This window comes from Streptomyces sp. NPDC050704, assembly GCF_040654355.1.
GTDB lineage: Bacteria > Actinomycetota > Actinomycetes > Streptomycetales > Streptomycetaceae > Streptomyces.
On the sequence record NZ_JBFAHW010000005.1, the window covers coordinates 153778 to 178473 of the forward strand.

Genomic DNA, 24696 nt, shown 5'->3' on the forward strand with positions numbered 1-24696 from the left:
ATCCCTCTTTCGGGGTCGATTCTTCACTGGTCTGACTGGGGTCCGGGGTTAGCCGGGGCTCTTGTTCAAGGAGCCCCGGCCAGACCCGTCAGACCTCTTCGACGCTGCTCGGCTCGCGCCGGGACAGGTCGATACCGAGCTCCTCCGCGGCGCGGAAGACGTCCTCGTCCGTGTCGCGCATCTCGATGGACATGCCGTCCGAGGACAGCACCTCCACGTTGAGGCAGAGCGACTGCATTTCCTTGATGAGCACCTTGAAGGACTCGGGAATGCCGGGCTCGGGGATGTTCTCGCCCTTGACGATGGCCTCGTAGACCTTCACGCGGCCGGTCACGTCGTCGGACTTGATGGTCAGCAGTTCCTGGAGGGCGTAAGCGGCGCCATAAGCCTCGAGCGCCCACACCTCCATCTCACCGAAGCGCTGGCCACCGAACTGGGCCTTACCACCCAGCGGCTGCTGGGTGATCATCGAGTACGGACCGGTCGAACGGGCGTGGAGCTTGTCGTCGACCAGGTGGTGGAGCTTGAGGATGTACATGTAGCCGACCGAGATCGGCTCCGGGAACGGCTCGCCGGAGCGGCCGTCGAACATCCGCGCCTTGCCGGACGGAAGCACCATGCGCTCGCCGTCGCGGTTCGGGATGGTGTGCTGCAGCAGACCGGCCAGCTCGTCCTCACGCGCACCGTCGAAGACGGGGGTGGCGACGTTCGTGCCGGGCTCGATCTTGTCGGCGCCGATGCCCTGGAGGCGCTGCGCCCAGTCGTCCGCGAGGCCTGAGACGTCCCAGCCGCGGCTGGCGAGCCAGCCGAGGTGGATCTCCAGGACCTGTCCCGGGTTCATTCGGGACGGGACACCCAGCGGGTTGAGGATGATGTCGACGGGCGTGCCGTCTTCCAGGAAGGGCATGTCCTCGATCGGAAGGATCTTGGAGATGACGCCCTTGTTGCCGTGCCGGCCGGCGAGCTTGTCACCGTCCGTGATCTTGCGCTTCTGCGCCACGTAGACACGAACCAGCTGGTTCACGCCCGGCGGCAGCTCGTCGCCCTCTTCACGGTCGAAGACGCGGACGCCGATGACCTTGCCGATCTCGCCGTGCGGCACCTTCAGCGAGGTGTCGCGCACTTCGCGCGCCTTCTCACCGAAGATCGCACGGAGCAGGCGCTCCTCGGGGGTCAGCTCGGTCTCACCCTTGGGCGTGACCTTGCCGACGAGGATGTCGCCGGCGACGACCTCGGCACCGATACGGATGATGCCGCGCTCGTCGAGGTCGGCGAGGACCTCCTCGGAGACGTTCGGGATGTCCCGGGTGATCTCCTCGGGGCCGAGCTTGGTGTCACGGGCGTCGACCTCGTGCTCCTCGATGTGGATCGAGGAGAGGACGTCGTCCTGCACGAGGCGCTGCGACAGGATGATCGCGTCCTCGTAGTTGTGACCCTCCCACGGCATGAAGGCGACGAGCAGGTTCTTGCCCAGCGCCATCTCGCCTTCCTGGGTGGCCGGACCGTCGGCGAGAACCTGGTTCTCGACGACCCGGTCGCCCTCGTCGACGACGACCTTCTGGTTGACCGAGGTTCCCTGGTTGGAACGGGAGAACTTGGCCACCCGGTAGGTGGTGTACGTGCCGTCGTCGTTGGCGACGGTGATGTAGTCCGCGGAGACTTCCTGGACCACACCCGCCTTCTCCGCCTTGATGACGTCACCGGCGTCGACGGCGCAGCGGTACTCCATGCCCGTACCGACGAGGGGAGCCTCGGCGGTGATCAGCGGCACGGCCTGGCGCATCATGTTCGCGCCCATGAGGGCACGGTTGGCGTCGTCGTGCTCCAGGAAGGGGATCATCGCGGTCGCGACCGACACCATCTGGCGCGGCGAGACGTCCATGTAGTCGACATCGTCGCCCGGGATGTAGTCGACCTCGCCGCCACGACGGCGGACCAGGACGCGGGCCTCGGTGAAGCGCATGTCCTCGGACAGCGTCGCGTTGGCCTGCGCGATGACGAACCGGTCCTCTTCGTCGGCCGTCAGGTAGTCGACGTCGTCGGTGACGACACCGTCGACAACCTTGCGGTACGGCGTCTCGACGAAGCCGAACGCGTTGATCCGCCCGTAGGAGGCGAGCGAGCCGATCAGGCCGATGTTCGGGCCTTCAGGGGTCTCGATCGGACACATGCGGCCGTAGTGCGAGGGGTGCACGTCACGGACCTCGAAGCCGGCCCGCTCACGAGAGAGACCACCCGGGCCGAGCGCGTTCAGACGGCGCTTGTGGGTGAGACCCGAGAGCGGGTTGTTCTGGTCCATGAACTGCGACAGCTGGCTGGTGCCGAAGAACTCCTTGATGGAGGCGACGACCGGCCGGATGTTGATCAGGGTCTGCGGCGTGATCGCCTCGACGTCCTGAGTCGTCATGCGCTCGCGGACGACGCGCTCCATACGAGCCAGACCCGTACGGACCTGGTTCTGGATGAGCTCGCCGACGTTGCGCAGACGACGGTTGCCGAAGTGGTCGATGTCGTCGGTCTCGACGACGATCGACGTGCCGTTGTCGCCAACGGTCTCGGTCTCACCGGCGTGCAGCTTCACCAGGTACTTGATCGTCGAGATGATGTCCTCGACGGTCAGGACCCTGGCGTCCAGCGGGGCCTCGCCGCCCAGCTTCTTGTTGACCTTGTAGCGGCCGACGTTGGCGAGGTCGTAACGCTTGGGGTTGAAGTAGAGGTTCTCGAGCAGCGTCTGCGCGGCCTCACGGGTCGGGGGCTCGCCCGGACGCAGCTTGCGGTAGATGTCGAGGAGCGCGTCGTCCTGACCCTGGGTGTGGTCCTTTTCCAGGGTGGCGCGCATGGACTCGTACTCGCCGAACTCCTCCAGGATCTGCTCGGTCGTCCAACCGAGAGCCTTCAGGAGAACGGTGACGGACTGCTTGCGCTTGCGGTCGATGCGGACACCGACCATGTCGCGCTTGTCGATCTCCATCTCCAGCCAGGCGCCCCGGGAGGGGATCACCTTGGAGGAGAAGATGTCCTTGTCGGACGTCTTGTCGATGGAGGAGTCGAAGTAGACACCCGGCGAACGGACCAGCTGCGTCACGACGACACGCTCGGTGCCGTTGATGACGAAGGTGCCCTTGTTGGTCATGAGCGGGAAATCGCCCATGAACACCGTCTGGGACTTGATCTCGCCGGTCTCGTTGTTGGTGAACTCGGCGGTGACGAAGAGCGGGGCGGCGTACGTGAAGTCGCGCTCCTTGCACTCGTCGATCGAGTTCTTGGGAGGCTCGAAGCGGTGATCGCGGAACGTCAGGGACATCGACCCGGAGAAGTCCTCGATCGGCGAGATCTCCTCGAAGATCTCTTCCAGACCTGACTTGGTGGGGACGTCCTGTCCACTGTCCAGAGCCGCCTCGACACGAGCCTTCCACGCGTCGTTGCCGAGCAGCCAGTCGAAGCTTTCGGTCTGCAGCGCAAGAAGGTTCGGAACCTCGAGGGGCTCCTTGATCTTTGCAAAGGAGATGCGCAGCGGGGCGGTGCTGGCGCCGTTGTTCGTATTCGCGGTCGAGGCAGTGCGCGAGGCGGCCAAGAGGGGGTCCTTCCGAGGGCTCGGACTCACTACGCGCGTACCGGTCCCAAGCCGGACACAGAGACAGACCTTTCCCGACTCAGCCAGAGAAGGCCAGGTCAGGGCGGTTCCAATCCACTGTGCTCAAGCGAGGGCATGCCCCTGGTGACGGGCAGGAGGCAGCTAACAGGCAGCGCAAAGGGTCAGTGTAGCCACTAGGCCCACTGATGTCCAGTGCGGGTTTTTGAAGACCCTCGTTGTTCTCAACCCCTGCTGCAAGCCACGCCCTCGATGCACATCGATACTGCCCTCTTCGCCACCGATCCATGCCTCGGATCCGGATCGTTGTGACGACGCGTCCTGAGAATTGCGCGCTGCGTGCGGTTCGTCAAGGCCCCCTATGCCCGAACCGGGTGCTGCCATCGTCACTTGCAGCCCGTCCCGCCGCCCGTCACCTGGGCGCCCGGAGGCACGAACGAAGATCACCATACTCGTCGCGTCCGACCACGCAAGGCAGCCGCCGCAAGGCCCCCTCGAACGCCGAAGAGCGACCACCCAGATGGGTGATCGCTCTTAGGTGCGTCCGCGTTACAGCCCTACGTGAAGGCCGTGGTCACGGAAGTCGGGTCACTTGACCTCGACGGAGGCGCCGGCGCCCTTGAGGGACTCGGCAGCCTTCTCGGCGGCCTCCTTGGCGACCTTCTCGAGGACGGGCTTCGGAGCGCCGTCGACGAGGTCCTTGGCCTCCTTCAGGCCCAGCGAGGTCAGCTCACGCACGACCTTGATGACCTGGATCTTCTTCTCGCCGGCACCCGTGAGGATGACGTCGAACTCGTCCTGCTCCTCAGCGACCTCGGCAACGGCGCCCGGGCCGGCGGGGCCGGCGACGGCGACCGCGGCGGCGGCGGTGACGTCGAACTTCTCCTCGAAGGCCTTCACGAACTCGGAGAGCTCGATGAGGGTGAGGGTCTCGAACTGCGCGAGCAGCTCTTCCTGGGACAGCTTCGCCATGATGGCGTCCTTCCACTATTTCGGCAGGTGCCGGATGTACTGGTGAGGCGGGCGTACGTTCGGCCCGCTACGACCGTCGTCTCAGACGGCGGTCACTGCGCGAGCCGAATTACTCGGCACCGCCCTGCTCGTCGAGCTTGACGCGAAGCGCTTCCGCGGTGCGGACGAACTTCGACGGAAGCGCCTGGAAGAGCTGCGCAGCCTGAGTCTGCTTGCCCTTCATGGCGCCCGCCAGCTTGGCGAGCAGAACCTCGCGGGACTCGAGGTCCGCAAGCTTCTTGATCTCGTCGGCGGACAGCGCCTTGCCGTCAAGGACACCGCCCTTGATGACGAGGTTGGGGTTGTCCTTGGCGAAGTCACGAAGACCCTTCGCCGACAGCACCGGGTCACCGGTGATGAAGGCAACCGCTGTCGGACCGTTGAACAGGTCGTCGAGCGTGGAGATCCCGGCCTCGTTGGCCGCGATCTTGGTCAGCGTGTTCTTCACCACGGCGTACTGGGTGTCTTCACCGAGCGAACGACGCAGCGTCTTGAGCTGCGCCACGGTAAGACCCCGGTACTCGGTCAGCACGGCGGCGTTCGAGCTGCGGAACTGGTCCGCGAGCTCGGCTACCGCGGCAGCCTTGTCGGGCCTTGCCATAGAGCGTGGCCTCCTTCCGGGTGATGAGGACCGCTCAGAAGGAGACTGGCAAAACGAAACGCCCCGGCGCAGGCGCACGGGGCGTGACTCGACCGAACGAAACCCGTACGCGAGTACGGGACTGTCCGGGAGTTCATCCACGGTCACCTACGCGGGTCGTCCGCAGTTTCAGCGGATCCTTCGGCCACCGCGCCCTCTTGCAAGCGCACGGCAACGACCAGCGGTCTTTGGCTTCCTCGGAAGGTTACGGGAACGGACGGCTGTCAAGCAAATCCGCCCGTCAGCCGTCCAGGCCGACGGGGTTTCGGACCTCCGGCCAGGCGCTCGCGCTCAGGTCGCCGGCTTGGTCGGCATCAGGTCCTTGAAGTCGGCGGTGTCGCCCGCCGGGGGCACCTCGGCGGAAACCTCCACGCCGTAGTCGCTGTAGTACGCCGTCGAGGACATCGAGCCGGAAACCAGCTCGCCCTTCTCGACCTTCTTGACCAGGAGGTCGTCGTCGCCGACCCAGAGGTCGACCGTCTCGGAGGTGACCCCGGCCTGCTGCAGCTGCTCCTTGAGGGCGTCGGCCCCCTTGAGATCCGCCACACGCACCGTGCCCGAGTAGTGCGTGGTGTGCTCGCCGCGCACCTTCTCCTCGCCGACCTTCCGTACGTCCCCGGAGGCGAGCAGGAGCTTGACCGGCTGGACCGGGGCGGTGTTCTGGAGCTGGTCCTTCAGATACGTGCCCGAGCCCCCCGGCAGGCTCTCCAGATCGTTGTAGGCGTACTTCACCCAGTGCTTGCCGTGCATCCGCGCCGCGAACTTGTCGCCGACCTTCGCGTAGTAGGCGTCGGGCAGCAGTCGGGCCTCCATCGAGGTGCCGCTCAGTTCCCGCATGGTCTCGGCCAGTTGGCCACCCGTGTACGTGAGCACGAGCTTCCCGGTCGAGGCGCCGGCCCAGCCGAGGGCTCCGTCCGTCTTCATGGAGAGCGTGTCGCCCATGGCCGTCGTGGACGCTATACGGGCCGAGCCGGCCCGGTCGATGGCGTCCTCGGCGGCGCGCAGCGCGGCGACCGACGCGGCGTCCGCCCGGTGACTCGCGCCCCGGGTCTCCTCGGACCGGTCCTCCGAAGCGCCCGAGAAGCTGCACGCCGTCACCACCGCCAGCGCGACGGTCACCACGATCGGAGGCACGACCCGCGCCACGATCCTGTGCTGCGTCATCCATACCCCCCAGTACGCCCCGTGATCTTCACGCTAACCCCGCCCCGGGGCAATGGCACCCCCATCCCCCAAAACGACAACGGGCCCCGCACCTCGAAAGGTTGCGGGGCCCGCCATGGAATCGCGTGCGCGACGCCGGCTGCCGGGTGAGCGTCAGGCTCAGACGGCGGCCGGGTCCTCCTCGACGAGGAGGTTGCGGGTGCGGTTGGGGTCGACCGGAACGCCGGGGCCGATCGTGGTGCTGATCGCGGCCTTCTTGATGTAGCGACCCTTGGCGGCCGACGGCTTCAGACGAAGGATCTCGTCGAGCGCGGCGCCGTAGTTCTCCACCAGCTTGGTGTCGTCGAACGACGCCTTGCCGATGATGAAGTGCAGGTTCGAGTGCTTGTCGACGCGGAACTCGATCTTGCCGCCCTTGATCTCGTTCACGGCCTTGGCCACGTCCGGGGTCACGGTGCCGGTCTTCGGGTTCGGCATCAGACCACGCGGGCCGAGGACACGGCCCAGGCGGCCGACCTTGCCCATGAGGTCCGGGGTGGCGACGACGGCGTCGAAGTCCAGACGGCCCTTCGCCACCTCGTCGATGAGCTCGTCGGAGCCGACGATGTCGGCGCCCGCGGCGGTCGCTGCCTCGGCACGGTCACCGGTCGCGAAGACCAGGACCCGGGCGGTCTTACCGGTGCCGTGCGGGAGGTTCACGGTGCCACGGACCATCTGGTCGGCCTTGCGCGGGTCAACACCCAGGCGGAAGGCGACCTCGACGGTGCCGTCGAACTTGCTGGTGGAGGTGTCCTTGGCGAGACGGACGGCCTCGAGCGGGGCGTAGAGCTTCTCCCGGTCGATCTTGGCGTCCGCAGCGCGGAGAGACTTGCTGCGCTTGCTCACTGCTGCTCCTGATGTTTTCTGAGGAGTCGTGGTGCGGGCCGAGCAGGCCCTTCCACGGTTCTTCTACGGGGTGGAGGTCAGCCCTCGACCGTGATGCCCATGGAACGGGCGGTGCCGGCGATGATCTTCGACGCGGCGTCCAGGTCGTTGGCGTTCAGGTCGGGCAACTTCGTGGTGGCGATCTCGCGGACCTGCGCCTGGGTGATCTTGGCGACCTTGGTCTTGTGCGGCTCGCCGGAGCCCTTCTCCACACCCGCGGCCTTGAGGATCATCTTCGCGGCCGGCGGGGTCTTGGTGATGAAGGTGAAGGAGCGGTCCTCGTAGACCGTGATCTCCACCGGGATGACCCAGCCGCGCTGCGACTCGGTCGCGGCGTTGTAGGCCTTGCAGAACTCCATGATGTTGACGCCGTGCTGGCCCAGCGCGGGGCCGACCGGCGGAGCCGGGTTGGCCGCGCCGGCCTGGATCTGGAGCTTGATGAGCCCCGTGACCTTCTTCTTCTTGGGAGGCATTGCTCTCTCCGGGTCCTAGTGAGAGTTTCCAGCCTCCGTTCCGGATCATCCGGATGGAGGCATACCGCACAACGATAACGGGTATCTGTCTGCGGCCAAAAACCGAGCAGGTCAGACGGGCTGCGAGAGCCTGTCTGACCTGGTCGGAGGCATGTGTTCCAGAAGGTGCCCGAAGGCGCTAGTTCTTCTGGATCTGGTCGAAGCTGAGCTCGACCGGGGTCTCGCGGCCGAAGATCTCGACGAGGCCCTTGACCTTCTTCGAGTCGGCGTTGATCTCGTTGATGGTCGCCTGCAGCGTCGCGAACGGGCCGTCGGTGACCGTGACCGAGTCGCCCACCTCGAAGTCCAGCACCTGGACCTCGAGCTTGCGGGACGGAGCCGGCTTGCCCTCGGCCTCGGCGGCCTCGCGGGCGGCCTTCTCCTCGGCCTCCGGGGCGAGCATCTTGACGATCTCGTCCAGGGTCAGCGGGTACGGGTCGTAGGCGTTGCCCACGAAGCCGGTGACGCCGGGGGTGTTGCGGACGACGCCCCAGGACTCGTTCGTCAGGTCCATGCGCACCAGCACGTAGCCGGGGAGCTTGTTCTGCCGGACGGTCTTGCGCTCGCCGTTCTTGATCTGCGCGACCTCTTCCTGCGGCACCTCGGCCGCGAAGATGAAGTCCTCGACGTTCAGTGAGACGGCACGCTGCTCGAGGTTGGTCTTCACTCGGTTCTCGTAACCGGCGTACGTGTGGATGACGTACCACTCGCCGGGCAGCGCGCGAAGCTCTTCGCGGAGGGCCGTGACAGGATCGACCGGCTCGGACTCCTCCTCGGGCTCGGCCTCCTCTGCGGTGGCCTCGTCCTCGGAGTCTGCTGCCTCTGCCTCGGAGTCTTCTGCGACGATCTCGTCCTCGGAGCCCTCGACGTCCCCGCCGGACTCGTCCTCGACGTGAACGGCAGCGTCCTCGGCAGCCTCGCCGGCCTCGGCGTCGGCAGCCTCGACCTCGTCCGGCTCCTCGTTGTCCGAGCCCTCGACGATGTCGAGCTCGTCCTCAACGGACTCGACCGAATCGATGGCGTCGTTCAGGTTCGGGTCAGACACGGTGGCTGCTTCTTCCTGGATCATGGGGGTGGAACACGCGAAAGGGGGCGCCGGGTACGGCGCCCTTCGCGCTTGGCTCAGCCGAAGACGTACTTGGCAGCCTTGTCGAGTCCGAAGTCAATCAGAGTCACCAGACCGATCATGATGACAACGAACACAATCACCACTGTGGTGTACGTCGTCAGCTGATTGCGAGTCGGCCAGACAACCTTGCGGAGTTCCGCGACGATCTGGCGGTAGAAGAGAGCAAGGCGCTTCAGTGGGCCCTTCTTGGCCCGCTTACCGCCCTTGCGGCCCTTCTTCGACTCCGGCGCCTCATCCTGGGCATCAGGCATGTCGATGGAGCCCACGGCGTCCGTCACTCGTCCTCACCTGATTCCGGGTCGTGGCCGTGCCGCGCCCGGTATGAGCCGCACGGCGGTGCAATTGCAGTACGTACATGCGCACACAGCCTGGCGAAAGGTGTGTGTAGCAGGGCCGGAGGGACTTGAACCCCCAACCGCTGGTTTTGGAGACCAGTGCTCTACCAATTGAGCTACGACCCTTTGTTTCCCTTCAACGTACCGCATCCGCCCGAGTGCTCGGTGTGCACCCCGGAGGCGCGGCCGATGAAGGCCAACGAGGTGAGAGTGTACGTGGTCGGCGGCCGGTCGTCGAACAGAACGTGTCCGTACGGGCTTTGTGCGTGGTTGTTCAGTCTGTGAAACCCGTGTGCCGGGGAGGTTTCCGGTCTGGAACGATGGGCCCATGAGCCCTGCAACCCCTCCCACCGAGCGCCGGGTCTCCGCCCGAGTCGGCGCGATCTCCGAATCCGCCACCCTCGCCGTGGACGCCAAGGCCAAGGCACTGAAGGCCGCCGGGCGTCCGGTGATCGGCTTCGGCGCCGGCGAGCCCGACTTCCCGACCCCGGACTACATCGTCGAGGCGGCCGTCGAGGCGTGCAAGAACCCGAAGTACCACCGCTACACGCCGGCCGGCGGTCTGCCGGAGCTGAAGGCCGCGATCGCCGCCAAGACGCTCCGTGACTCCGGTTACGAACCCGACGTCTCGCAGATCCTGGTGACGAACGGCGGCAAGCAGGCCATCTACGAGGCGTTCGCGGCGATCCTCGACCCGGGTGACGAGGTGATCGTCCCGGCTCCGTACTGGACCACGTACCCGGAGTCGATCCGTCTCGCCGGCGGTGTCCCGGTCGACGTGGTCGCGGACGAGACCACCGGCTACCGGGTCTCCGTCGAGCAGCTGGAGGCGGCCCGTACGGAGAACACCAAGGTCGTCCTCTTCGTCTCGCCGTCCAACCCGACCGGCGCCGTCTACACGGAGGCCGAGACCGAGGCCATCGGCCGCTGGGCCGTCGAGCACGGCCTGTGGGTGATGACCGACGAGATCTACGAGCACCTGGTCTACGGGGACGCGGTCTCCGTGTCGCTGCCGGCGCTCCTGCCCGAGCTGCGCGACAAGTGCGTCGTGGTCAACGGTGTGGCGAAGACCTACGCGATGACCGGCTGGCGGGTGGGCTGGATCATCGGCCCGAAGGACGTCGTCAAGGCCGCGACCAACCTCCAGTCGCACGCCACGTCGAACGTCTCCAACGTGGCCCAGGTCGCCGCGCTGGCCGCCGTCTCCGGTGACCTGGAGGCCGTCGCCGCGATGCGCGAGGCCTTCGACCGCCGCCGCAGGACCATCGTGCGGATGCTCAACGAGATCGACGGTGTCGTCTGCCCCGAGCCCGAGGGCGCCTTCTACGCGTACCCCTCCGTCAAGGCCCTCATCGGCAAGGAGATCCGCGGCAAGCGCCCGCAGGACTCCGTCGAGCTGGCCGCGCTGATCCTGGAGGAGGCCGAGGTCGCGGTCGTTCCCGGCGAGGCCTTCGGCACGCCGGGGTACCTGCGGCTGTCGTACGCCCTGGGTGACGAGGACCTCGTCGAGGGCGTCTCGCGGCTCCAGAAGCTGCTCTCCGAAGCACGCGACTGACGTTTTCACGCTCCACGCGCGCGTGCGGGCCGGTCTCCTCATTGCGAGGAGACCGGCCCGCTTCTTCGTGCGAGCAAGACCACGATCGGGGAAAGCGCTACCGGTACGACATTCACGTACGGCAAGATCCGGGGATGGAGCACGTACGTGATGTCTCTGAGTTGCCGAAAGCCCATCTGCACCTGCACTTCACCGGGTCGATGCGGATCGCCACCCTGCTGGAACTGGCCGACAAGCACGGGATCCACCTTCCCGACGCGCTGACCAGTGGCGAGCCGCCGAAGCTGCGGGCCACCGACGAGCGGGGCTGGTTCCGCTTCCAGCGGCTGTACGACGCGGCGCGGTCGTGCCTCAGAGAGCCCGAGGACATTCAGCGGCTGGTGCGCGAGGCCGCCGAGGAGGACATCAAGGACGGCTCCGGGTGGCTGGAGATCCAGGTCGACCCGACCTCGTACGCGCCCCGGCTGGGCGGGCTGATCCCGGCCCTGGAGGTCATCCTGGACGCGGTGGACTCGGCCGTGCGCGAGACCGGGCTCGGGATGCGGGTCCTGGTGGCGGCGAACCGGATGAAGCACCCGCTGGACGCCCGCACGCTGGCCCGTCTGGCCGTGCGGTACGCGGACCGGGGCATCGTCGGCTTCGGGCTCTCCAACGACGAGCGACGGGGCATGGCGCGGGACTTCGACCGGGCCTTCGCGATCGCGCGCGAGGGCGGCCTGCTGGCGGCGCCGCACGGTGGCGAACTGACAGGCCCGGCCTCGGTGCGTGACTGCCTGGACGACCTGCACGCCTCACGGATCGGGCACGGGGTGCGGGCCGCCGAGGACCCGCGTCTCATGAAGCGCCTCGCGGACCGGGGCATCACCTGTGAGGTGTGCCCGGCCTCGAACGTCGCCCTGGGGGTGTACGAAAAGCCGGAGGACGTCCCCTTGCGCACACTTTTCGAGGCCGGGGTCCCGCTGGCGCTCGGCGCGGACGACCCGCTGCTGTTCGGCTCGCGGCTGGCCGCCCAGTACGAGATCGCGCGCCGCCATCACGCCTTCACGGACGCCGAGCTGGCCGAGCTGGCACGGCAGTCGGTACGGGGTTCGGCGGCGCCGGAGGACGCCCGGCGGAAACTGCTGTCCGGCATCGACGACTGGCTGGCCGCCGCGCCCTCCTAGGGAGGGCGATTTGGCGGAGACCGCGGTCCTCTAGAGGCTGACGCCGACCGTCACCGGCTCGTTGACGAGCGTGATCCCGAAGGCGGCATGGACGCCGTCGACGACCTCGCGGGCGAGCGCGAGGAGGTCCTCCGTGGTGGCCCGGCCCCGGTTGGTGAGGGCGAGGGTGTGCTTGGTGGAGATGCGGGCGGGGCCGGTGCCGTAGCCCTTGGTGAAGCCCGCCCTGTCGATCAGCCAGGCCGCGGAGGTCTTGGTGTGGCTGTCGCCCACCGGGTAGGCGGGCGGGGACACGTCGGCGCCCAGCCGTTCCGTCACGCGCGCGTGGAACGCGGCGAACTCCTCGTGCGTGAGGATCGGGTTGGTGAAGAACGACCCGGCCGACCAGGTGTCGTGGTCCTCGGGGTCGAGCACCATGCCCTTCCCGGAGCGCAGCTTGAGGACGGTCTCACGGGCGGCTTCGAGGGGTACGCGGTCGCCGGGTCCGACACCGAGCGCACGGGCCGTCTCGGCGTACTTGACCGGTGCGGACAGCCCGTCCGCGTCCTCAAGACCGAAGCGGACGCGCAGCACGACGAAGCGCTCCGGATCGGCCTTGAAGCGGCTGTGGCGGTACGAGAAGACGCACTCGGCGTTCGGAACGGTGACCGTCTCGCGGGTCTGCCGGTCGTACGCGATCACTTCGGTGATCGTCGACGACACCTCCTGGCCGTACGCGCCCACGTTCTGGATCGGTGTCGCGCCCGCGGAGCCGGGGATTCCGGCGAGGCACTCGATGCCCGCGAGGCCGGCCTCGACGGTGCGGGCGACCGCGTCGGTCCACACCTCCCCTGCGGCCAGCTCCAGCTTCGTACCGTCGAGGTCGAAGCCGCGCGTGGCGATGCGCAGGGCGGTGCCCGCGAAGCCCTTGTCGCCGATGACCAGGTTGGACCCGCCGCCGATCAGCAGCAACGGCGTACCGGAGTCGTCGGCCTCCCGGACGGCGGCGATCACCTCGGTGTCGGTCGTCGCGGTGATCAGCCGCGCGGCGTGGCCGCCGAGCCGGAAGGTGGTCAGCGGGGCGAGCGGGGCGTCATGGAGTTCCTGCACGTGCACCAGAGTACGAGAACGGCCCCGCCGGTCAGGGCGGGGCCGTTCTCGGCGGGCTCGGTCACAGGCGGTGGAACGCCTCGGCAGCGCTTCCCGGCCCTCTACGGGAGGTGCATTTGTTTTCCGGACTCAGTGCGACGCCGTCTCCAGCACCCGCGCGGGCGCCGTCCCCGCTCCCTCTTCCCCCGCCTCGGCCGTACGGCGGCGCCCCGGGATGAACAGCGCCGCCACACCCGCCACGGCTACCGCGAAGGAGCCCGCCCACTGCCGCTGATGATCAGGGCGGGGAGTGGGCGAGGGCCGGCGGCGGATCATAGGGCGGTACGCGTAAGGGGCGCCCGCCATTGCGGGCGCCCCTTACGCGCTGCACTGCGCCTGCCGCTGCTGTCAGGCCAGCCGTACGACCGCCCGGGACATGCCCAGGACCTTCTGGCCCGAGCTCATCGCGATGAGGTCGACCCGGACGGTGTTGTCGTCGAGCTTGGCCGCGACCTTGCCGCTGACCTCGATCGTGGCGCCCTCGTCGTCGTTCGGGACGACGACGGGCCTGGTGAAGCGGACGCCGTACTCGACAACCGCGCCCGGGTCACCGGCCCAGTCGGTGACGACCCGGATCGCCTCGGCCATGGTGAACATGCCGTGCGCGATGACGTCCGGGAGGCCGACCTCCTTGGCGAACTTCTCGTTCCAGTGGATCGGGTTGAAGTCCCCGGAGGCGCCCGCGTACCGGACGAGGGCGGCACGGGTCACGCCGAAGGCCTGGGCCGGCAGTTCGGTGCCGACCTCGACGTCGTCGTATGCGATCTTCGCGGTCATCGTCAGCCCTCCTCGGCAGCGCGGGCCACGAGCTTGGTCCAGGCGGTCACCACGTGCTCGCCCGCCTCGTCGTGGACCTCGCCGCGGATGTCCAGGATGTCGTTGCCCGCCATGGACTTGATCGCGTCGATGGTGGAGGTGACCGTGAGCCGGTCGCCCGCGCGCACCGGGCGCCGGTAGGCGAACTTCTGGTCGCCGTGCACCACGCGGCTGTAGTCGAGGCCCAGCTGCGGGTCCTGGACGACCTGTCCCGCGGCCTTGAAGGTGATCGAGAACACGAAGGTCGGCGGGGCGATCACGTCGGCGTGACCGAGGGCCTTGGCCGCCTCCGGGTCCGTGTACGCGGGGTTGGCGTCGCCCACCGCCTCGGCGAACTCGCGGATCTTCTCCCGGCCGACCTCGTACGGGTCGGTGGGCGGATAGGACCGCCCCACGAAGGACTGGTCGAGCGCCATGGGCTCGGCACCTCCTGGTTGTCTCCGCTGGACTGAACTGGACTGGACTGAACTGGGCTGGGCTGGCTTGTGGTCTCTGGAACAACGACACGAGGCCGCCCCCCAACTGCAGGGGACGGCCTCGTGTACGAGCCTGTATTTATCGCGTTTCGCGGTGCGCGGTATGCGCCTTGCAACGCGGGCAGTGCTTCTTCATCTCCAGTCGGTCCGGGTTGTTACGCCGGTTCTTCTTGGTGATGTAGTTCCGCTCCTTGCACTCCACGCAGGCCAGCGTGATCTTCGGGCGGACGTCGGTGGCAGCCACAGGAGTGCTCCTTGACGAACGGATGGGACAGTTGAACGATTAACGCACAGAAGAGTAGCCGATCGAAGGACCGACCCCACAATCGGCTACTGTCAGTAGCGGTGACCGGACTTGAACCGGTGACACAGCGATTATGAGCCGCTTGCTCTACCGACTGAGCTACACCGCTGTGATGCAATCGGCCCCCGCCTCGCGGCGGGAACCTCTCACACCAGAGCCCCAATACGGAATCGAACCGTAGACCTTCTCCTTACCATGGAGACGCTCTACCGACTGAGCTATTGGGGCGAGCGATGAAGACATTACACGCTCGCCCACCGATCGCCCAAATCCGTTTCGCGGCACCTGCCCCGCCCTGTTCCCGGGCGTGCACAGGCAGTTCCACGCGCCCCTCCCGCACGACGGACCACACCGGTACGACTATTCCGCTCCTCCTCGATGCGCGCCGATCGCCGCCCTAGTCTCGACTCACGCTGTGTGATCTTGTGCCCCCCTCCCGCAGCCGCCGAGCCCCAGGAGCGCGATGCCCGACAGCCAGCCGCAGCCACCCCACTCCTCCTCTTCCTCCTCGTCTGGTTCGTCATCCTCCTCGCCGGGTTCGTCGGGCCGGATCGACGGCTCCGACCTGCTGCTCTGCGGTGCGCGGCTCACCGACGGCCGGACCGTGGACGTCCGGCTTGGCGGCGGGCGCATCGAGGCGGTCGGCACGGCCGGCAGCCTCACCGCGCACAACACGCGCGTCGACCTCTCCGGCTACCTGCTCCTGCCGGCCCCCGCGGAACCGCACGCCCATGGCGACACGGCCCTGTCGGCCGACGGCGACGGACCCGTCTCGTACGACGGACAGGAGGTCCAGCGCCGTACGACGGAAGCCGCGTTGCTCCAGCTCGGGCACGGGGCCACCGCCCTGCGCTCGCACGTACGCGTGGGCGATGTGCAGGGGCTGGGCTCGATGGCGGCGGTGCTCCAGGCGCGGCGCGCGCTGCGCGGGCTCGCCGAGTTGACGACGGTGGCGGTGCCGCGGTTGCTGACCGGGCTCGCCGGTGCCGACGGGCTGTCGATGCTGCGGGACGCGGTGAAAATGGGCGCCTCCGTAGTCGGCGGTTGTCCAGATCTGGACCCCGATCCGACGGGGTACGTGGAGGCCGTCCTGGAGGTCGCCGCGGAGCACGGCTGCCCGGTCGATCTGCACACGGACGGTGACGATCCGGCGCGGCTCGCACGGCTCGCGGCGATGGCGGGCGGGCTGCGGCCCGGGGTGACGCTCGGCCCGTGCGGCGGACTCGGGCGGCTGCCCTCCGAGGTGGCCTCCCGGGCGGCGGACCAGCTCGCCGCGGCCGGGGTGACCGTGGTCTGCCTGCCCCAGGGCGGCTGTTCGGGCGTGGACAGGCGCGGGACGGCTCCGGTACGGCTGCTGCGGGCGGCCGGGGTGCGGGTCGCGGCCGGCAGCGGTGCCCTCCGGGACGTGTCGAACCCCGTGGGACGCGGGGACCCGCTGGAGGCGGCGTATCTGCTGGCCTCGCGGTACGGGCTGCGGGCCGGCGACGCGTACGACGCGGTGAGTACGTCGGCTCGGGCGGTGCTGGGGCTGCCCGAGGTGCGGGTGGAGGCGGGTTTCCCGGCGGAGTTGCTCGCGGTGCGTGGAGACCGGCTCGACGGGGCGTTGTCGCTGGCGTACAGCCGGATCGTGGTGCACCGGGGGCGGGTGGTGGCGCGGACGAGTGCGGTCCGGGAGTACTGCGGTTCGGCCGCGGCGGTGGCGTTGGATCTGCCTCGGCAGGGACGGACCCGAACCGGCGAGCCGTAGCGGGCGTGGGGTGGGGTGAGCCGTAACGGGCGTGGGGTGGGGTGGCGTGTCTGTGCCTTGGTCTTTGGCCGCGGCCTTTCAGCGGTGCCACGCGCGCGTGGAGGGTTGTCGGGCTCCACGCGCGCGCGTACGAGTGCTCTGTACGGCCCCGTCAGGTACAGACGCCGTCCGGCGGGGCCGACGGCATCCCTGATCGGACCGTCAGAAGCCGCCGCCCAGCATGCCGCCGGTGAACGGGTTGCCCGGACCGGAGAGTTCGTCCAAGGGGATCTCGACGGCACCGGACGGGACGCTGAGGTCACCCGCGTCGCCGAAGGTCAGCACCAACGGGAGCTTGACGCTCTGCGGGGTCTCCGCGAGAGCGGCGAGGTCGATGGAGACGCGGTTCAAGTCGCCGTTCTTCAGGGAGAAGTCGACGGCGATGTTCTTGTCCGGGACGTCTTTCAGATCCTTGTCGGAGGGCAGCTCGGTGCCCGCCGGGAGGTCGTCGGTCAGCGGCCTGAGCTTGTCGAGGACACCGGTGAGCAGGTCACGGAACGAGGCCTTGGCGACGATCCGTTCGACGCCGTCACTTTCTCCCTTGTTGCTGAAGGTGACCTCGCGCGCGAAGACGCCGCGTACGGCCTTGAGGATCTTCTGCTGGGTCTTCGAGTCGATCTCGTCGGACTCGGCGGACTTGCCGGACTCGGCGGCGCCCTTGCCGGCCTGCTCGAGTTCACCGGTGTCGATCTTGACCCACTTGCCTTCGAGGACGCTCTTGAACTCCTTCTCGCTCTCCGGGAGTTCGTCGGCCGTCGGCAACGGCATGCCCGTCGCGTCGCCGAGCGCCTGCACATCGGCGCGGAGGTACGTGTAGTCGCCGACGACCCGGAACTCGGCAAGGACGCCGTCGGCCCCCGAGACCGTCACGCCCGTACCGACGATGTCCTTCTCGCCCGAGTCGGCGAGCGGCTTCTTCGACTCGACGGACACCTTGATCCGTACCCCGGCGATGAACTTCGCGAGTTCGGGCGGCAGTTCCTCGCCGGGCTCCGCCTCACCGGCCAGCTCGGTGAGCGCGGAGGGCTTGGCGTCGAGCCCCAACTCGAAGGAGAGCGACTTCTTTTCGCCGAGTCCCTCGACGGCGTTGTCGACCTTCTGTCCGGCGGTGAGATTCTCGACCGTGCCGCAGGCGGCCCCGCCGACGAGCAGAACAGCGGTGCAACCGACCGCCGTGACGGTCTTGCGCATGACAGGACTCTTGCTGGTGGCAGGGCTTCGGCGCATGGCCGGCCTCTGGCGTATGGCGGTGATGACGGTCTCCTTTTTGACGCCGCGCGGCGTCCCCGTTCGTACGCGGTGATCATTGGTGAGACTCATGAGTTATCCACAGGGTTGTGCGGCGAGTGGGTCCGTCCGGGCGTACGGTCGGAAACATGCGCATTGTCATCGCTGGAGGTCATGGTCAGATCGCGCTGCGGCTGGAACGGCTGCTCGCCGCGCGCGGTGACGAGGTGGCGGGGATCATCCGCCGCCCGGAACAAGGAGACGATCTGCGGACGGCCGGTGCCGAACCGGTCCTCTGCGATCTGGAGTCGGCTTCGGTGGAGGAGGTCGCCGCACATCTGCAGGGTGCGGACGCCGCCGTCTTCGCGGCGGGCGCGGGCCCGGGCAGCGGGGCTGCCCGCAAGGAGACCGTGGACCGGGGCGCCGCCGTGCTCTTCGCCGACGCGGCGGCCCGGGCCGGGGTCCGTCGGCACGTGGTGGTGTCGTCGATGGGCGCGGATCCGGAGCACCCCGGGGACGATGTCTTCGACACGTATCAGCGCGCCAAGGGCGAGGCCGACGCGTATGTACGCGCTCACGTGGGCCTGGACTGGACGATCCTGCGCCCCGGGATGCTGACGAACGACGCCGGTACCGGTCTCGTACGCCTGGAAGCCGCCACGGGGCGCGGGCCCATACCGCGCGACGACGTCGCGGCGGTCCTCGCGGAGCTGGTGGACACGCCGGCGACGGCCGGGCTGACGCTGGAGCTGATCAGCGGGTCGACGCCGGTTTCCGTGGCGGTCAAGTCGGTGGCGGGGAACTGACCGGAGCGGCGGGCACGGGCGAGGACGAAGGCACGTACACATGCACGTCCGCTGACGCGGGCGACGGCCGGTGATTGGCTGGGTACGTCCGCCGAGCCGAGGAGTTGCCGTGCCCGTGCCCGCGCCCGCTGAGGTTCCCGCCGCGCAGGAAACCCTGCTGCGCAAGATGTACGCCGTCTTCAGCACCGACGAACGCGACGCCTTCATCCCGCACTGCCTCGCGCCCGACGTGGACTGGCCGAACGTCGCCGACGGGGTTCGGCTGCACGGCCACGAGGCGGTACGCGCCTACTGGGCAGCGCAGTTCGCGGCCGCGCACCCGCTCGTACGACTGGAGGGGCTGCGCCTCGACGAGGACGGGCGGCACGTGGTCGCCACTGTGCGACCGGGCCTGCGGGACGAGGCGGGCGAGCACTGGGCGGAGGAGCCGGTCGAGCACGTGTACCGCTTCGACGCGGACGGTCTGGTGAGCCGTATGGACGTGCGCCGGCCCTGACCGCGCCCTCGCCGGAAGACCGGACGGTGATCAGAAGGCCAGGCGGTCAGGCCGTCGGGCCCGGCGGTCAGAAGAGCGGAAGCTGCCCGGGAAACTCCGCGACGACGTACCCGTCCAACGCCGGCTGGGCCGCTCCGAGCTCCGCCTGCCTGCGCGACCCGGGACACGACACGAGTTCCCCGCTCACCCGCGCCCCCGGCGGATCGTGCCGAGCGAACCGCCCGGCCACGACAGCGATCTCGCGACGGCACTCGGGGCAGTTCCTACGGCGTGAGGACATGAGCTCAGCGTACGAAGAAAACGGCCGGGGGCAGGGGGACGCGGGAGGGGCGCAGCCGATCACTCTGTACGAAATCAGCATCCACCACACGCCCTCAGAGACCGGCGCCTATCCGCCACGCAACAGGATTCCGGCGGTTGGCGGTTCCAAGGCCGCCGGACGGGCCGGCTCCCCCGCGTTGTCAAACTGCCCGGGACTCGGCGTAGAAGCTCCGGAAGAGGGCGCGTACGCCGAGGACGATGGCGCCGGCTACGACCAGGAGGGTGCCCGCGAGAATCCAGTAGCCCATCGACTGGCCTTGCCACAGTGCTGTCCCCGCGCCGACGACCGCTCCCAGCAGAAGACCGAGGGTGGGGCGCCAGTCTTCCGTGCGCACGACAGGGAAGAACCCTGCGAAGACCGCGAACGCAGAGATCATCGTGGCGGCGAAATACTTACCCGTGCCCGGCGGGGCAGCACAGCGGTTGACGCCCCCGGAGCATGACCCACCCACAAGACCCGATATCCCCCACGCGAGAACCGCCACCGTCACCGCGAATGCCGCGAAGCCCGCCCACTTGAGAATCACACAGGGATCGTAGGGCCTGCTCGGCCCACGGCCAGGGCCGCGTTCTGACGGGCACTCCAGGGCGCCCGGGAGGCCGTCCACGTCCCGTCCGCACTCTTCGGAACGGGGCGGACGGAGCAGCGGACGGGGCGTTCGAATGCGAGACGGAGCGAGACAGTACGGCCGTCGCGAGAGCGCACGACAAAGGGCCCTTGGTCTGCGGTTTCCGCAGACCAAGGGCCCTTTGTTTTCGTGTGGCGGCGCCAGGATTCGAACCTGGGAAGGCTGAGCCGGCAGATTTACAGTCTGCTCCCTTTGGCCGCTCGGGCACACCGCCAGGGGTAGCTGCCATTCGAACCGCTTTTCGGCGGTGCTCCGTGGCAACGACGTAAACGATACCCGATGCTCGGGGGTGCTTCGCCACCCGATTGATCGGCGCTCGGAGGGGCGGGGGTGGCTAGGCTTATGCGGATGCGGCCAGGGACCGATGCCGGGCTCGACGGCCGCCCCTACGCACCCCGATACAAGGAGCCACAGGACATGGCCGACTCCAGTTTCGACATCGTCTCGAAGGTCGAGCGGCAGGAGGTCGACAACGCCCTCAACCAGACCGCCAAGGAAATCTCGCAGCGCTACGACTTCAAGAACGTGGGCGCCTCCATCTCCTGGTCCGGCGAGAAGATCCTGATGGAGGCGAACTCCGAGGAGCGCGTCAAGGCCATCCTCGACGTCTTCCAGTCCAAGCTGATCAAGCGGGGTATCTCGCTGAAGTCGCTGGATGCCGGTGAGCCGCAGCTCTCCGGCAAGGAGTACAAGCTCTTCTCCTCGATCGAGGAGGGCATCTCACAGGAGAACGCGAAGAAGGTGGCGAAGATCATCCGTGACGAGGGCCCCAAGGGCGTGAAGGCGCAGGTGCAGGGCGAGGAACTGCGGGTGAGCTCGAAGAACCGTGACGACCTGCAGGCCGTGATCGCCCTTCTGAAGGGCAAGGACTTCGACTTCGCGCTGCAGTTCGTCAACTACCGGTGACATCGCGTTCGTTGCGCGTACGAGGAAGGGTGGGCACCGGCGGTGCCCACCCTTCTCGCCTGCTGGCTGCGGTCTCAGGGGTACGCGCTCAGCTGCGCGAGTTGCCGAACAGGATGCGGTAGGCGATCAGCAGGACCAGCGAGCCGCCGATCGCGGCGGCCCAGGTGGTGCCGTCGTAGAAGTCCTTGCTGATCGGGTGGTCCAGCCAGCGGGCGGATATCCAGCCGCCGATGAACGCGCCCGCGACGCCGATGACGGTCGTGCCGACGAAGCCACCCGGGTCGCGGCCCGGCAGCAGGAACTTGGCGATGGCTCCGGCCAACAGCCCCAGAATGATCCAGCCGATGATGCCCATGCCGTGAACCTGCCTCTCCGTGCTGTGCCTGGACTGTGATCTTGCTCCCGCCAGGCTGTGTTCATGCCGTTCTTGTGCTGCTGGTCGTGCTGTTGTTCGTTCGTTGTTGCCGGGGAAGACGTCGGTGCGACGGTGACCGGTTGCAGTGATCAGTAGGGTGCGGTTCATGACACAGTCCGATTCCGGTTCCGGTCAGCCTGGATCGCCCCGGCCCGATTCGCCGCAGCACGAAGTGGAGCTACGGCGGACGCTCGGCGTCGGAGACGCCGTGGTCATCGGCCTCGGCTCGATGCTCGGCGCGGGGATCTTCGCCGCGCTCGGGCCCGCGGCACGGGCTGCCGGCTCCGGACTTCTGCTGGGCCTGGGCATCGCCGCCGCCGTCGCCTACTGCAACGCGACCGCGTCGGCGCGCCTCGCCGCCCGCTATCCCGCGTCGGGCGGAACCTACGTATACGGGCGGGAGCGGCTCGGGGAGTTCTGGGGCTACCTGGCGGGCTGGTCGTTCGTCGTCGGCAAGACCTCCTCTTGTGCGGCGATGGCGCTCACCGTGGGCGCGTACGTCTGGCCGGGGCAGGCGCACGCCGTGGCCGTCGGGGCCGTGGTGGCGCTGACCGCGGTGAACTACGGCGGTGTGCAGAAGTCGGCGTGGCTTACGCGGGCGATCGTGGCGGTGGTCCTCGCGGTGCTCTCTTCCGTGGTCGTGGTGTGTCTCACCTCCGGGAACGCCGACGCCGGGCGGCTCGACGTGGGGCTTTCCGAGGGTGCGGGCGGGGTGCTTCAGGCAGCCGGTCTGCTGTTCTTCGCCTTCGCCGGGTACGCGCGGATCGCGACGCTCGGTGAGGAGGTACGGGATCCGGCCCGCACCATTCCGCGCGCGATCCCGATCGCTCTGGGCATCACGCTGGTGGTGTACGCGGCGGTGGCGGTGGCTGTCCTCTCCGTGCTGGGTTCGGGCGGGCTCGGGCAGGCGACGGCGCCACTGGCCGACGCGGTACGCGCCGCGGGTGTGCCGGGGCTCGTCCCGGTCGTACGGGTGGGTGCCGCCGTGGCAGCGCTGGGCTCCCTTCTCGCACTGATCCTGGGTGTGTCACGGACGACGCTGGCCATGGCCCGTGACCGGCATCTGCCGGGGGCGCTGGCCGCCGTGCATCCGCGCTTCCAGGTGCCTCATCGGGCGGAGCTGGCCGTCGGAGCGGTGGTTGCCGTGCTGGCGGCGACGGTGGATGTGCGGGGCGCTATCGGCTTCTCCTCCTTCGGCGTGCTGGTGTACTACGCGATCGCCAATGCCTCGGCCTGGACGCTGAGTTCGAACGTCGTGTCGCGCGTGGCGCCGGTGGTGGGGACTGTCGGCTGCGTGACGCTCGCCTTCGCCCTGCCGGGGGTTTCGGTGATCGTGGGCGCGGGCGTGCTCGGTGTGGGGGCGGCCGCGTATGGGGTACGGAGGCGCTGGGTCGCACACCGAACGCCGAGCTGAGTGCCGAACAGCGGCTGTCGAACGCTGGCTGCCGAGCGCTGAGTGCCGAGCGCTCCCTGCGGAGTCCGGTACATAAAGTGCAGGTCGTGCTGGTCTGGTTGTGCCCACGCGGCGTCGCCGCGCAGGGTCGCAGACCGGCACCCCTGACGGGGCGGCCTCGGTAAGAGCTGAGGCCGGCGCGCTATGAGGCCCGCGCAGCCGCCGTACGTATTCGGAAGTCGTCCCAAGGCTCCAGGTCCGGCCCGTCGCTGGACTCGTCGTACCAGCCCGTGCCGTCGAGCCAGACGCGCAGCCAGGCCGTGAGGGTGGGGGCGTCCACGTACCAGGCGTGGTCGGCGTCGTCGGCGTTCGGCTCGAAGAGGAGGACGGTGGCGTCCGGGGTGCGGCAGTCCACGCACGCGTACATGCCGCAGCCCCAGTGGGATATGGGCAGGATGCCGTCGGGCCAGGGCCAGTCAGGGTCCTTGCGGCCGCTCTCACGATGGGCGAGGTACTGCGCGACGACAGCGGGCTCGCCGGACGGCGGGTTGTCGAGCAGGGGCAGCAGACCGTACTCGGGACCGAATCCTCCGTCTCCTATCCGCAGGTAGAGCGCGGCGAGCAGCGGGGGCACGGCGAAGCCCAGGGCGGACTCCGCGCGGGCGAGCGTGGCCGCGTCCACGGGCTCGGGGAGCGAAGGCCATCCCCACGGCCGGGAGTTGCGTGCCTCTTCGGCGACGCTCGTCAGCAACTGCTCGATCTCGGTCATGCGTTCATGATGCAGGGCTGCACTGACAATCGGGCAGCCTGTGGATAACTCTCAGGCGAGACGGACGTCGATGCCTTCGCCCACAAGGAATTCGAGGAGTTCCTCGAACGTCCACGGGCGGTGGTCGGTACGCGGGACGAGGCCGAGGCAGAGGCGGGCGACCTCCGCGTCATGCCAGACGAGGGTGAAGGGCCGCCGGGCGCCCCAGCGGCCGCGGAGGCAGTCCGTGAGCGCGTCGAGCCCCCAACCGAAGTAGCCCCCGGGTCCGTTCACCGCCTCGCCGATCGCGCAGAAGAAGCCTGCCACGTCGGTGATGTGACGGCCTTCGAGGTGGTACGTGCCGCCGGGTTCCGCGTCGGGTCTGTCCGCCTCGCGCCGGTCCAGCGCCACTGTCAGCCAGTGGCGGCGCCCCTGCGCGCCGCACCGGGCCCAGAGGCCGGGCCCGGCCGGGCGGCCGTCGTCCCACAGCTCCCAGACCTCCTCGGCCGCGGTCGGCGGCCGCTCGGACCAGGGTTCCAGCGTGAGGTCCACCAGGCCGCGGCCCCGCGCGGACGGGATCCACGCGATGAGTTCGCCCTCGATGGCGGACTGGACGGTGCGGCCCGACGCGTCGAGGCGTACCAGCTTGGCGTGTCCGAGGTCCTCCTCCCCCGCGTCCAGGGCCGTACGCAGGGCTCCGCGCGGGGAACAGCCGAGCAGTCGCACGGACGGCTCGACGAGGTTCGGCTGTTCCTCCTGGATGTACGCCAGGTCTCGGCAGGTTCCTATTGGTTCGTCTGCCGCTCCGAGGAGCCGGTAGCCCGGGGAGAGCGGCGGGCACTGCGGATAGTCGAACGGGTTGTGCGGGGACTCGCGCGCCTCGATCGTGATGTCGCGCAGCGACAGGTCACGCGCGCAGGGACGGTCTCCGAGAACACGTACGTCCTCCAGGGACCACTCCTCGATCCGCTCGCCCTTCTTGTCGAGGATGTGCAGGACCAGGGAGCCCAGGGGCGCCGAACCGTCGGCACGCGCGCGTGCGAGGACGGATTTCAGCTCCCCTTCCGGTGTACAGCCGATGAGTTCGTACGTCCCTCGCGCGGGAGGGGGCGGATCGCCGAAGAGGTTCTCGGCGTCCGCGCACAGGGCCCAGATCTCGTCGCCGTCACCGTAGGCGTCGACGTCGTACGCGGCCAAGGCGTACTTCGGCTGCCCCACCCCCG

Annotated in this window: 26 protein-coding genes and 4 tRNA genes; 7 read left to right on the forward strand and 23 right to left on the reverse strand. The window is 68.5% G+C overall.

The window, feature by feature from the left end:
• Window positions 1-88: 88 nt before the first annotated feature.
• The 9 genes from rpoB to AB0I18_RS04390 all read right to left on the reverse strand — a co-directional run bounded on the left by rpoB (window position 89) and on the right by AB0I18_RS04390 (window position 9433).
• Window positions 89-3574: a DNA-directed RNA polymerase subunit beta gene (gene rpoB, locus AB0I18_RS04350; RefSeq protein ID WP_363103828.1), complete on the reverse strand. Its 3486-nt coding sequence runs from the start codon at window positions 3572-3574 to the stop codon at window positions 89-91.
• A 606-nt stretch (window positions 3575-4180) separates the two neighbouring features.
• Window positions 4181-4564 (reverse strand): 50S ribosomal protein L7/L12, encoded by a 384-nt coding sequence (gene rplL / locus AB0I18_RS04355; RefSeq protein ID WP_363103829.1) that lies wholly within the window; start codon window positions 4562-4564, stop codon window positions 4181-4183.
• Window positions 4565-4673: 109 nt separating this feature from the next.
• Window positions 4674-5204 (reverse strand): 50S ribosomal protein L10, encoded by a 531-nt coding sequence (gene rplJ, locus AB0I18_RS04360; protein WP_363103830.1) that lies wholly within the window; start codon window positions 5202-5204, stop codon window positions 4674-4676.
• Between the two features lie 330 nt (window positions 5205-5534).
• A complete protein-coding gene (locus AB0I18_RS04365; protein ID WP_363103831.1) occupies window positions 5535-6407 on the reverse strand; it encodes a hypothetical protein in 873 nt (290 codons plus the stop codon).
• Window positions 6408-6566: 159 nt separating this feature from the next.
• Entirely contained in the window at window positions 6567-7292 is a 726-nt protein-coding gene (gene rplA / locus AB0I18_RS04370) for a 50S ribosomal protein L1 (RefSeq protein ID WP_363103832.1), read from the reverse strand.
• Between the two features lie 77 nt (window positions 7293-7369).
• Window positions 7370-7804 (reverse strand): 50S ribosomal protein L11, encoded by a 435-nt coding sequence (gene rplK, locus AB0I18_RS04375; RefSeq protein ID WP_010986329.1) that lies wholly within the window; start codon window positions 7802-7804, stop codon window positions 7370-7372.
• 178 nt (window positions 7805-7982) lie between these two features.
• Window positions 7983-8888, reverse strand: coding sequence for a transcription termination/antitermination protein NusG (gene nusG, locus AB0I18_RS04380; RefSeq protein WP_363103833.1), 906 nt, complete (start codon window positions 8886-8888; stop codon window positions 7983-7985).
• A gap of 77 nt (window positions 8889-8965) precedes the next feature.
• Window positions 8966-9250, reverse strand: a complete 285-nt coding sequence (gene secE, locus AB0I18_RS04385; RefSeq protein ID WP_363103834.1) for a preprotein translocase subunit SecE — start codon at window positions 9248-9250, stop codon at window positions 8966-8968.
• 110 nt (window positions 9251-9360) lie between these two features.
• Window positions 9361-9433, reverse strand: a tRNA-Trp gene (locus tag AB0I18_RS04390).
• Between the two features lie 202 nt (window positions 9434-9635).
• On the opposite strand from AB0I18_RS04390, the gene AB0I18_RS04395 reads away from it, so the two are divergent.
• Window positions 9636-10862 carry a pyridoxal phosphate-dependent aminotransferase gene (locus tag AB0I18_RS04395; protein WP_363103835.1) on the forward strand — a complete coding sequence of 409 codons (1227 nt, stop codon included), beginning with the start codon at window positions 9636-9638 and terminating at the stop codon, window positions 10860-10862.
• A gap of 134 nt (window positions 10863-10996) precedes the next feature.
• Window positions 10997-12025 (forward strand): adenosine deaminase, encoded by a 1029-nt coding sequence (locus AB0I18_RS04400; protein WP_363103836.1) that lies wholly within the window; start codon window positions 10997-10999, stop codon window positions 12023-12025.
• 30 nt (window positions 12026-12055) lie between these two features.
• On the opposite strand, the gene AB0I18_RS04405 is transcribed toward AB0I18_RS04400, so the two are convergent.
• From AB0I18_RS04405 to AB0I18_RS04435, 7 genes are all read right to left on the reverse strand, one after another.
• Entirely contained in the window at window positions 12056-13120 is a 1065-nt protein-coding gene (locus AB0I18_RS04405) for a UDP-N-acetylmuramate dehydrogenase (RefSeq protein WP_363103868.1), read from the reverse strand.
• Window positions 13121-13240: 120 nt separating this feature from the next.
• Window positions 13241-13456 (reverse strand): hypothetical protein, encoded by a 216-nt coding sequence (locus AB0I18_RS04410; protein WP_363103837.1) that lies wholly within the window; start codon window positions 13454-13456, stop codon window positions 13241-13243.
• A 42-nt stretch (window positions 13457-13498) separates the two neighbouring features.
• Window positions 13499-13927, reverse strand: coding sequence for a MaoC family dehydratase (locus tag AB0I18_RS04415; RefSeq protein WP_363103838.1), 429 nt, complete (start codon window positions 13925-13927; stop codon window positions 13499-13501).
• Window positions 13928-13929: 2 nt separating this feature from the next.
• A complete protein-coding gene (locus AB0I18_RS04420) occupies window positions 13930-14382 on the reverse strand; it encodes a MaoC family dehydratase N-terminal domain-containing protein (RefSeq protein ID WP_363103839.1) in 453 nt (150 codons plus the stop codon).
• A gap of 139 nt (window positions 14383-14521) precedes the next feature.
• Complete coding sequence (rpmG, locus tag AB0I18_RS04425; RefSeq protein ID WP_006347275.1) at window positions 14522-14686, reverse strand: 50S ribosomal protein L33; 165 nt, start codon at window positions 14684-14686, stop codon at window positions 14522-14524.
• Window positions 14687-14782: 96 nt separating this feature from the next.
• Window positions 14783-14855, reverse strand: a tRNA-Met gene (locus AB0I18_RS04430).
• Window positions 14856-14901: 46 nt separating this feature from the next.
• Window positions 14902-14974 (reverse strand) — tRNA-Thr (locus tag AB0I18_RS04435).
• Between the two features lie 235 nt (window positions 14975-15209).
• On the opposite strand from AB0I18_RS04435, the gene AB0I18_RS04440 reads away from it, so the two are divergent.
• Window positions 15210-16493, forward strand: a complete 1284-nt coding sequence (locus tag AB0I18_RS04440) for an amidohydrolase family protein (protein ID WP_363103840.1) — start codon at window positions 15210-15212, stop codon at window positions 16491-16493.
• A 201-nt stretch (window positions 16494-16694) separates the two neighbouring features.
• Here the strand turns inward: AB0I18_RS04440 and AB0I18_RS04445 are convergent, their stop codons facing one another.
• Window positions 16695-17723 carry a hypothetical protein gene (locus AB0I18_RS04445; RefSeq protein WP_363103841.1) on the reverse strand — a complete coding sequence of 343 codons (1029 nt, stop codon included), beginning with the start codon at window positions 17721-17723 and terminating at the stop codon, window positions 16695-16697.
• 185 nt (window positions 17724-17908) lie between these two features.
• Between AB0I18_RS04445 and AB0I18_RS04450 the strand changes: the two genes are divergently transcribed.
• Entirely contained in the window at window positions 17909-18565 is a 657-nt protein-coding gene (locus AB0I18_RS04450) for an NAD(P)H-binding protein (protein WP_363103842.1), read from the forward strand.
• A gap of 115 nt (window positions 18566-18680) precedes the next feature.
• Window positions 18681-19061: a nuclear transport factor 2 family protein gene (locus tag AB0I18_RS04455; protein ID WP_363103843.1), complete on the forward strand. Its 381-nt coding sequence runs from the start codon at window positions 18681-18683 to the stop codon at window positions 19059-19061.
• 67 nt (window positions 19062-19128) lie between these two features.
• On the opposite strand, the gene AB0I18_RS04460 is transcribed toward AB0I18_RS04455, so the two are convergent.
• From AB0I18_RS04460 to AB0I18_RS04470, 3 genes are all read right to left on the reverse strand, one after another.
• Complete coding sequence (locus AB0I18_RS04460) at window positions 19129-19341, reverse strand: hypothetical protein (protein WP_363103844.1); 213 nt, start codon at window positions 19339-19341, stop codon at window positions 19129-19131.
• A 181-nt stretch (window positions 19342-19522) separates the two neighbouring features.
• Window positions 19523-19717, reverse strand: a complete 195-nt coding sequence (locus AB0I18_RS04465; protein ID WP_363103845.1) for a hypothetical protein — start codon at window positions 19715-19717, stop codon at window positions 19523-19525.
• A gap of 426 nt (window positions 19718-20143) precedes the next feature.
• Window positions 20144-20225: transfer RNA gene (locus tag AB0I18_RS04470), tRNA-Tyr, on the reverse strand.
• Window positions 20226-20428: 203 nt separating this feature from the next.
• Here AB0I18_RS04470 and AB0I18_RS04475 point away from each other — a divergent pair.
• On the forward strand, window positions 20429-20917 hold the full coding sequence (locus AB0I18_RS04475; RefSeq protein ID WP_363103846.1) for a YajQ family cyclic di-GMP-binding protein: 489 nt from the start codon (window positions 20429-20431) through the stop codon (window positions 20915-20917).
• Between the two features lie 88 nt (window positions 20918-21005).
• Here AB0I18_RS04475 and AB0I18_RS04480 read toward each other — a convergent pair whose 3' ends face one another.
• Window positions 21006-21272 (reverse strand): GlsB/YeaQ/YmgE family stress response membrane protein, encoded by a 267-nt coding sequence (locus tag AB0I18_RS04480; protein ID WP_363103847.1) that lies wholly within the window; start codon window positions 21270-21272, stop codon window positions 21006-21008.
• 166 nt (window positions 21273-21438) lie between these two features.
• Here AB0I18_RS04480 and AB0I18_RS04485 point away from each other — a divergent pair, with 166 nt between their 5' ends.
• Window positions 21439-22746 (forward strand): APC family permease, encoded by a 1308-nt coding sequence (locus tag AB0I18_RS04485; RefSeq protein WP_363103848.1) that lies wholly within the window; start codon window positions 21439-21441, stop codon window positions 22744-22746.
• 181 nt (window positions 22747-22927) lie between these two features.
• Here AB0I18_RS04485 and AB0I18_RS04490 read toward each other — a convergent pair whose 3' ends face one another.
• Window positions 22928-23494, reverse strand: a complete 567-nt coding sequence (locus AB0I18_RS04490; RefSeq protein WP_363103849.1) for an SMI1/KNR4 family protein — start codon at window positions 23492-23494, stop codon at window positions 22928-22930.
• 51 nt (window positions 23495-23545) lie between these two features.
• Window positions 23546-24691, reverse strand: coding sequence for a barstar family protein (locus AB0I18_RS04495; RefSeq protein WP_363103850.1), 1146 nt, complete (start codon window positions 24689-24691; stop codon window positions 23546-23548).
• Window positions 24692-24696 lie beyond the last annotated feature (5 nt).

What these genes read in the sequence shown, in the direction of transcription:
- AB0I18_RS04440 (WP_363103840.1), top strand. Translation starts at nt 15,210, where the DNA reads ATGCCCGACAGCCAGCCGCAGCCACCCCACTCCTCCTCTTCCTCCTCG.
- AB0I18_RS04460 (WP_363103844.1), bottom strand. Translation starts at nt 19,341, where the DNA reads ATGTCCTCACGCCGTAGGAACTGCCCCGAGTGCCGTCGCGAGATCGCT.
- AB0I18_RS04480 (WP_363103847.1), bottom strand. Translation starts at nt 21,272, where the DNA reads ATGGGCATCATCGGCTGGATCATTCTGGGGCTGTTGGCCGGAGCCATC.
- AB0I18_RS04415 (WP_363103838.1), bottom strand. Translation starts at nt 13,927, where the DNA reads ATGACCGCGAAGATCGCATACGACGACGTCGAGGTCGGCACCGAACTG.
- AB0I18_RS04395 (WP_363103835.1), top strand. Translation starts at nt 9,636, where the DNA reads ATGAGCCCTGCAACCCCTCCCACCGAGCGCCGGGTCTCCGCCCGAGTC.
- rplJ (WP_363103830.1), bottom strand. Translation starts at nt 5,204, where the DNA reads ATGGCAAGGCCCGACAAGGCTGCCGCGGTAGCCGAGCTCGCGGACCAG.
- AB0I18_RS04490 (WP_363103849.1), bottom strand. Translation starts at nt 23,494, where the DNA reads ATGACCGAGATCGAGCAGTTGCTGACGAGCGTCGCCGAAGAGGCACGC.
- AB0I18_RS04365 (WP_363103831.1), bottom strand. Translation starts at nt 6,407, where the DNA reads ATGACGCAGCACAGGATCGTGGCGCGGGTCGTGCCTCCGATCGTGGTG.
- AB0I18_RS04485 (WP_363103848.1), top strand. Translation starts at nt 21,439, where the DNA reads ATGACACAGTCCGATTCCGGTTCCGGTCAGCCTGGATCGCCCCGGCCC.
- AB0I18_RS04445 (WP_363103841.1), bottom strand. Translation starts at nt 17,723, where the DNA reads ATGCGCAAGACCGTCACGGCGGTCGGTTGCACCGCTGTTCTGCTCGTC.
- rplK (WP_010986329.1), bottom strand. Translation starts at nt 7,804, where the DNA reads ATGCCTCCCAAGAAGAAGAAGGTCACGGGGCTCATCAAGCTCCAGATC.
- AB0I18_RS04400 (WP_363103836.1), top strand. Translation starts at nt 10,997, where the DNA reads ATGGAGCACGTACGTGATGTCTCTGAGTTGCCGAAAGCCCATCTGCAC.
- rplL (WP_363103829.1), bottom strand. Translation starts at nt 4,564, where the DNA reads ATGGCGAAGCTGTCCCAGGAAGAGCTGCTCGCGCAGTTCGAGACCCTC.
- AB0I18_RS04450 (WP_363103842.1), top strand. Translation starts at nt 17,909, where the DNA reads ATGCGCATTGTCATCGCTGGAGGTCATGGTCAGATCGCGCTGCGGCTG.
- AB0I18_RS04410 (WP_363103837.1), bottom strand. Translation starts at nt 13,456, where the DNA reads ATGGCGGGCGCCCCTTACGCGTACCGCCCTATGATCCGCCGCCGGCCC.
- AB0I18_RS04420 (WP_363103839.1), bottom strand. Translation starts at nt 14,382, where the DNA reads ATGGCGCTCGACCAGTCCTTCGTGGGGCGGTCCTATCCGCCCACCGAC.
- AB0I18_RS04475 (WP_363103846.1), top strand. Translation starts at nt 20,429, where the DNA reads ATGGCCGACTCCAGTTTCGACATCGTCTCGAAGGTCGAGCGGCAGGAG.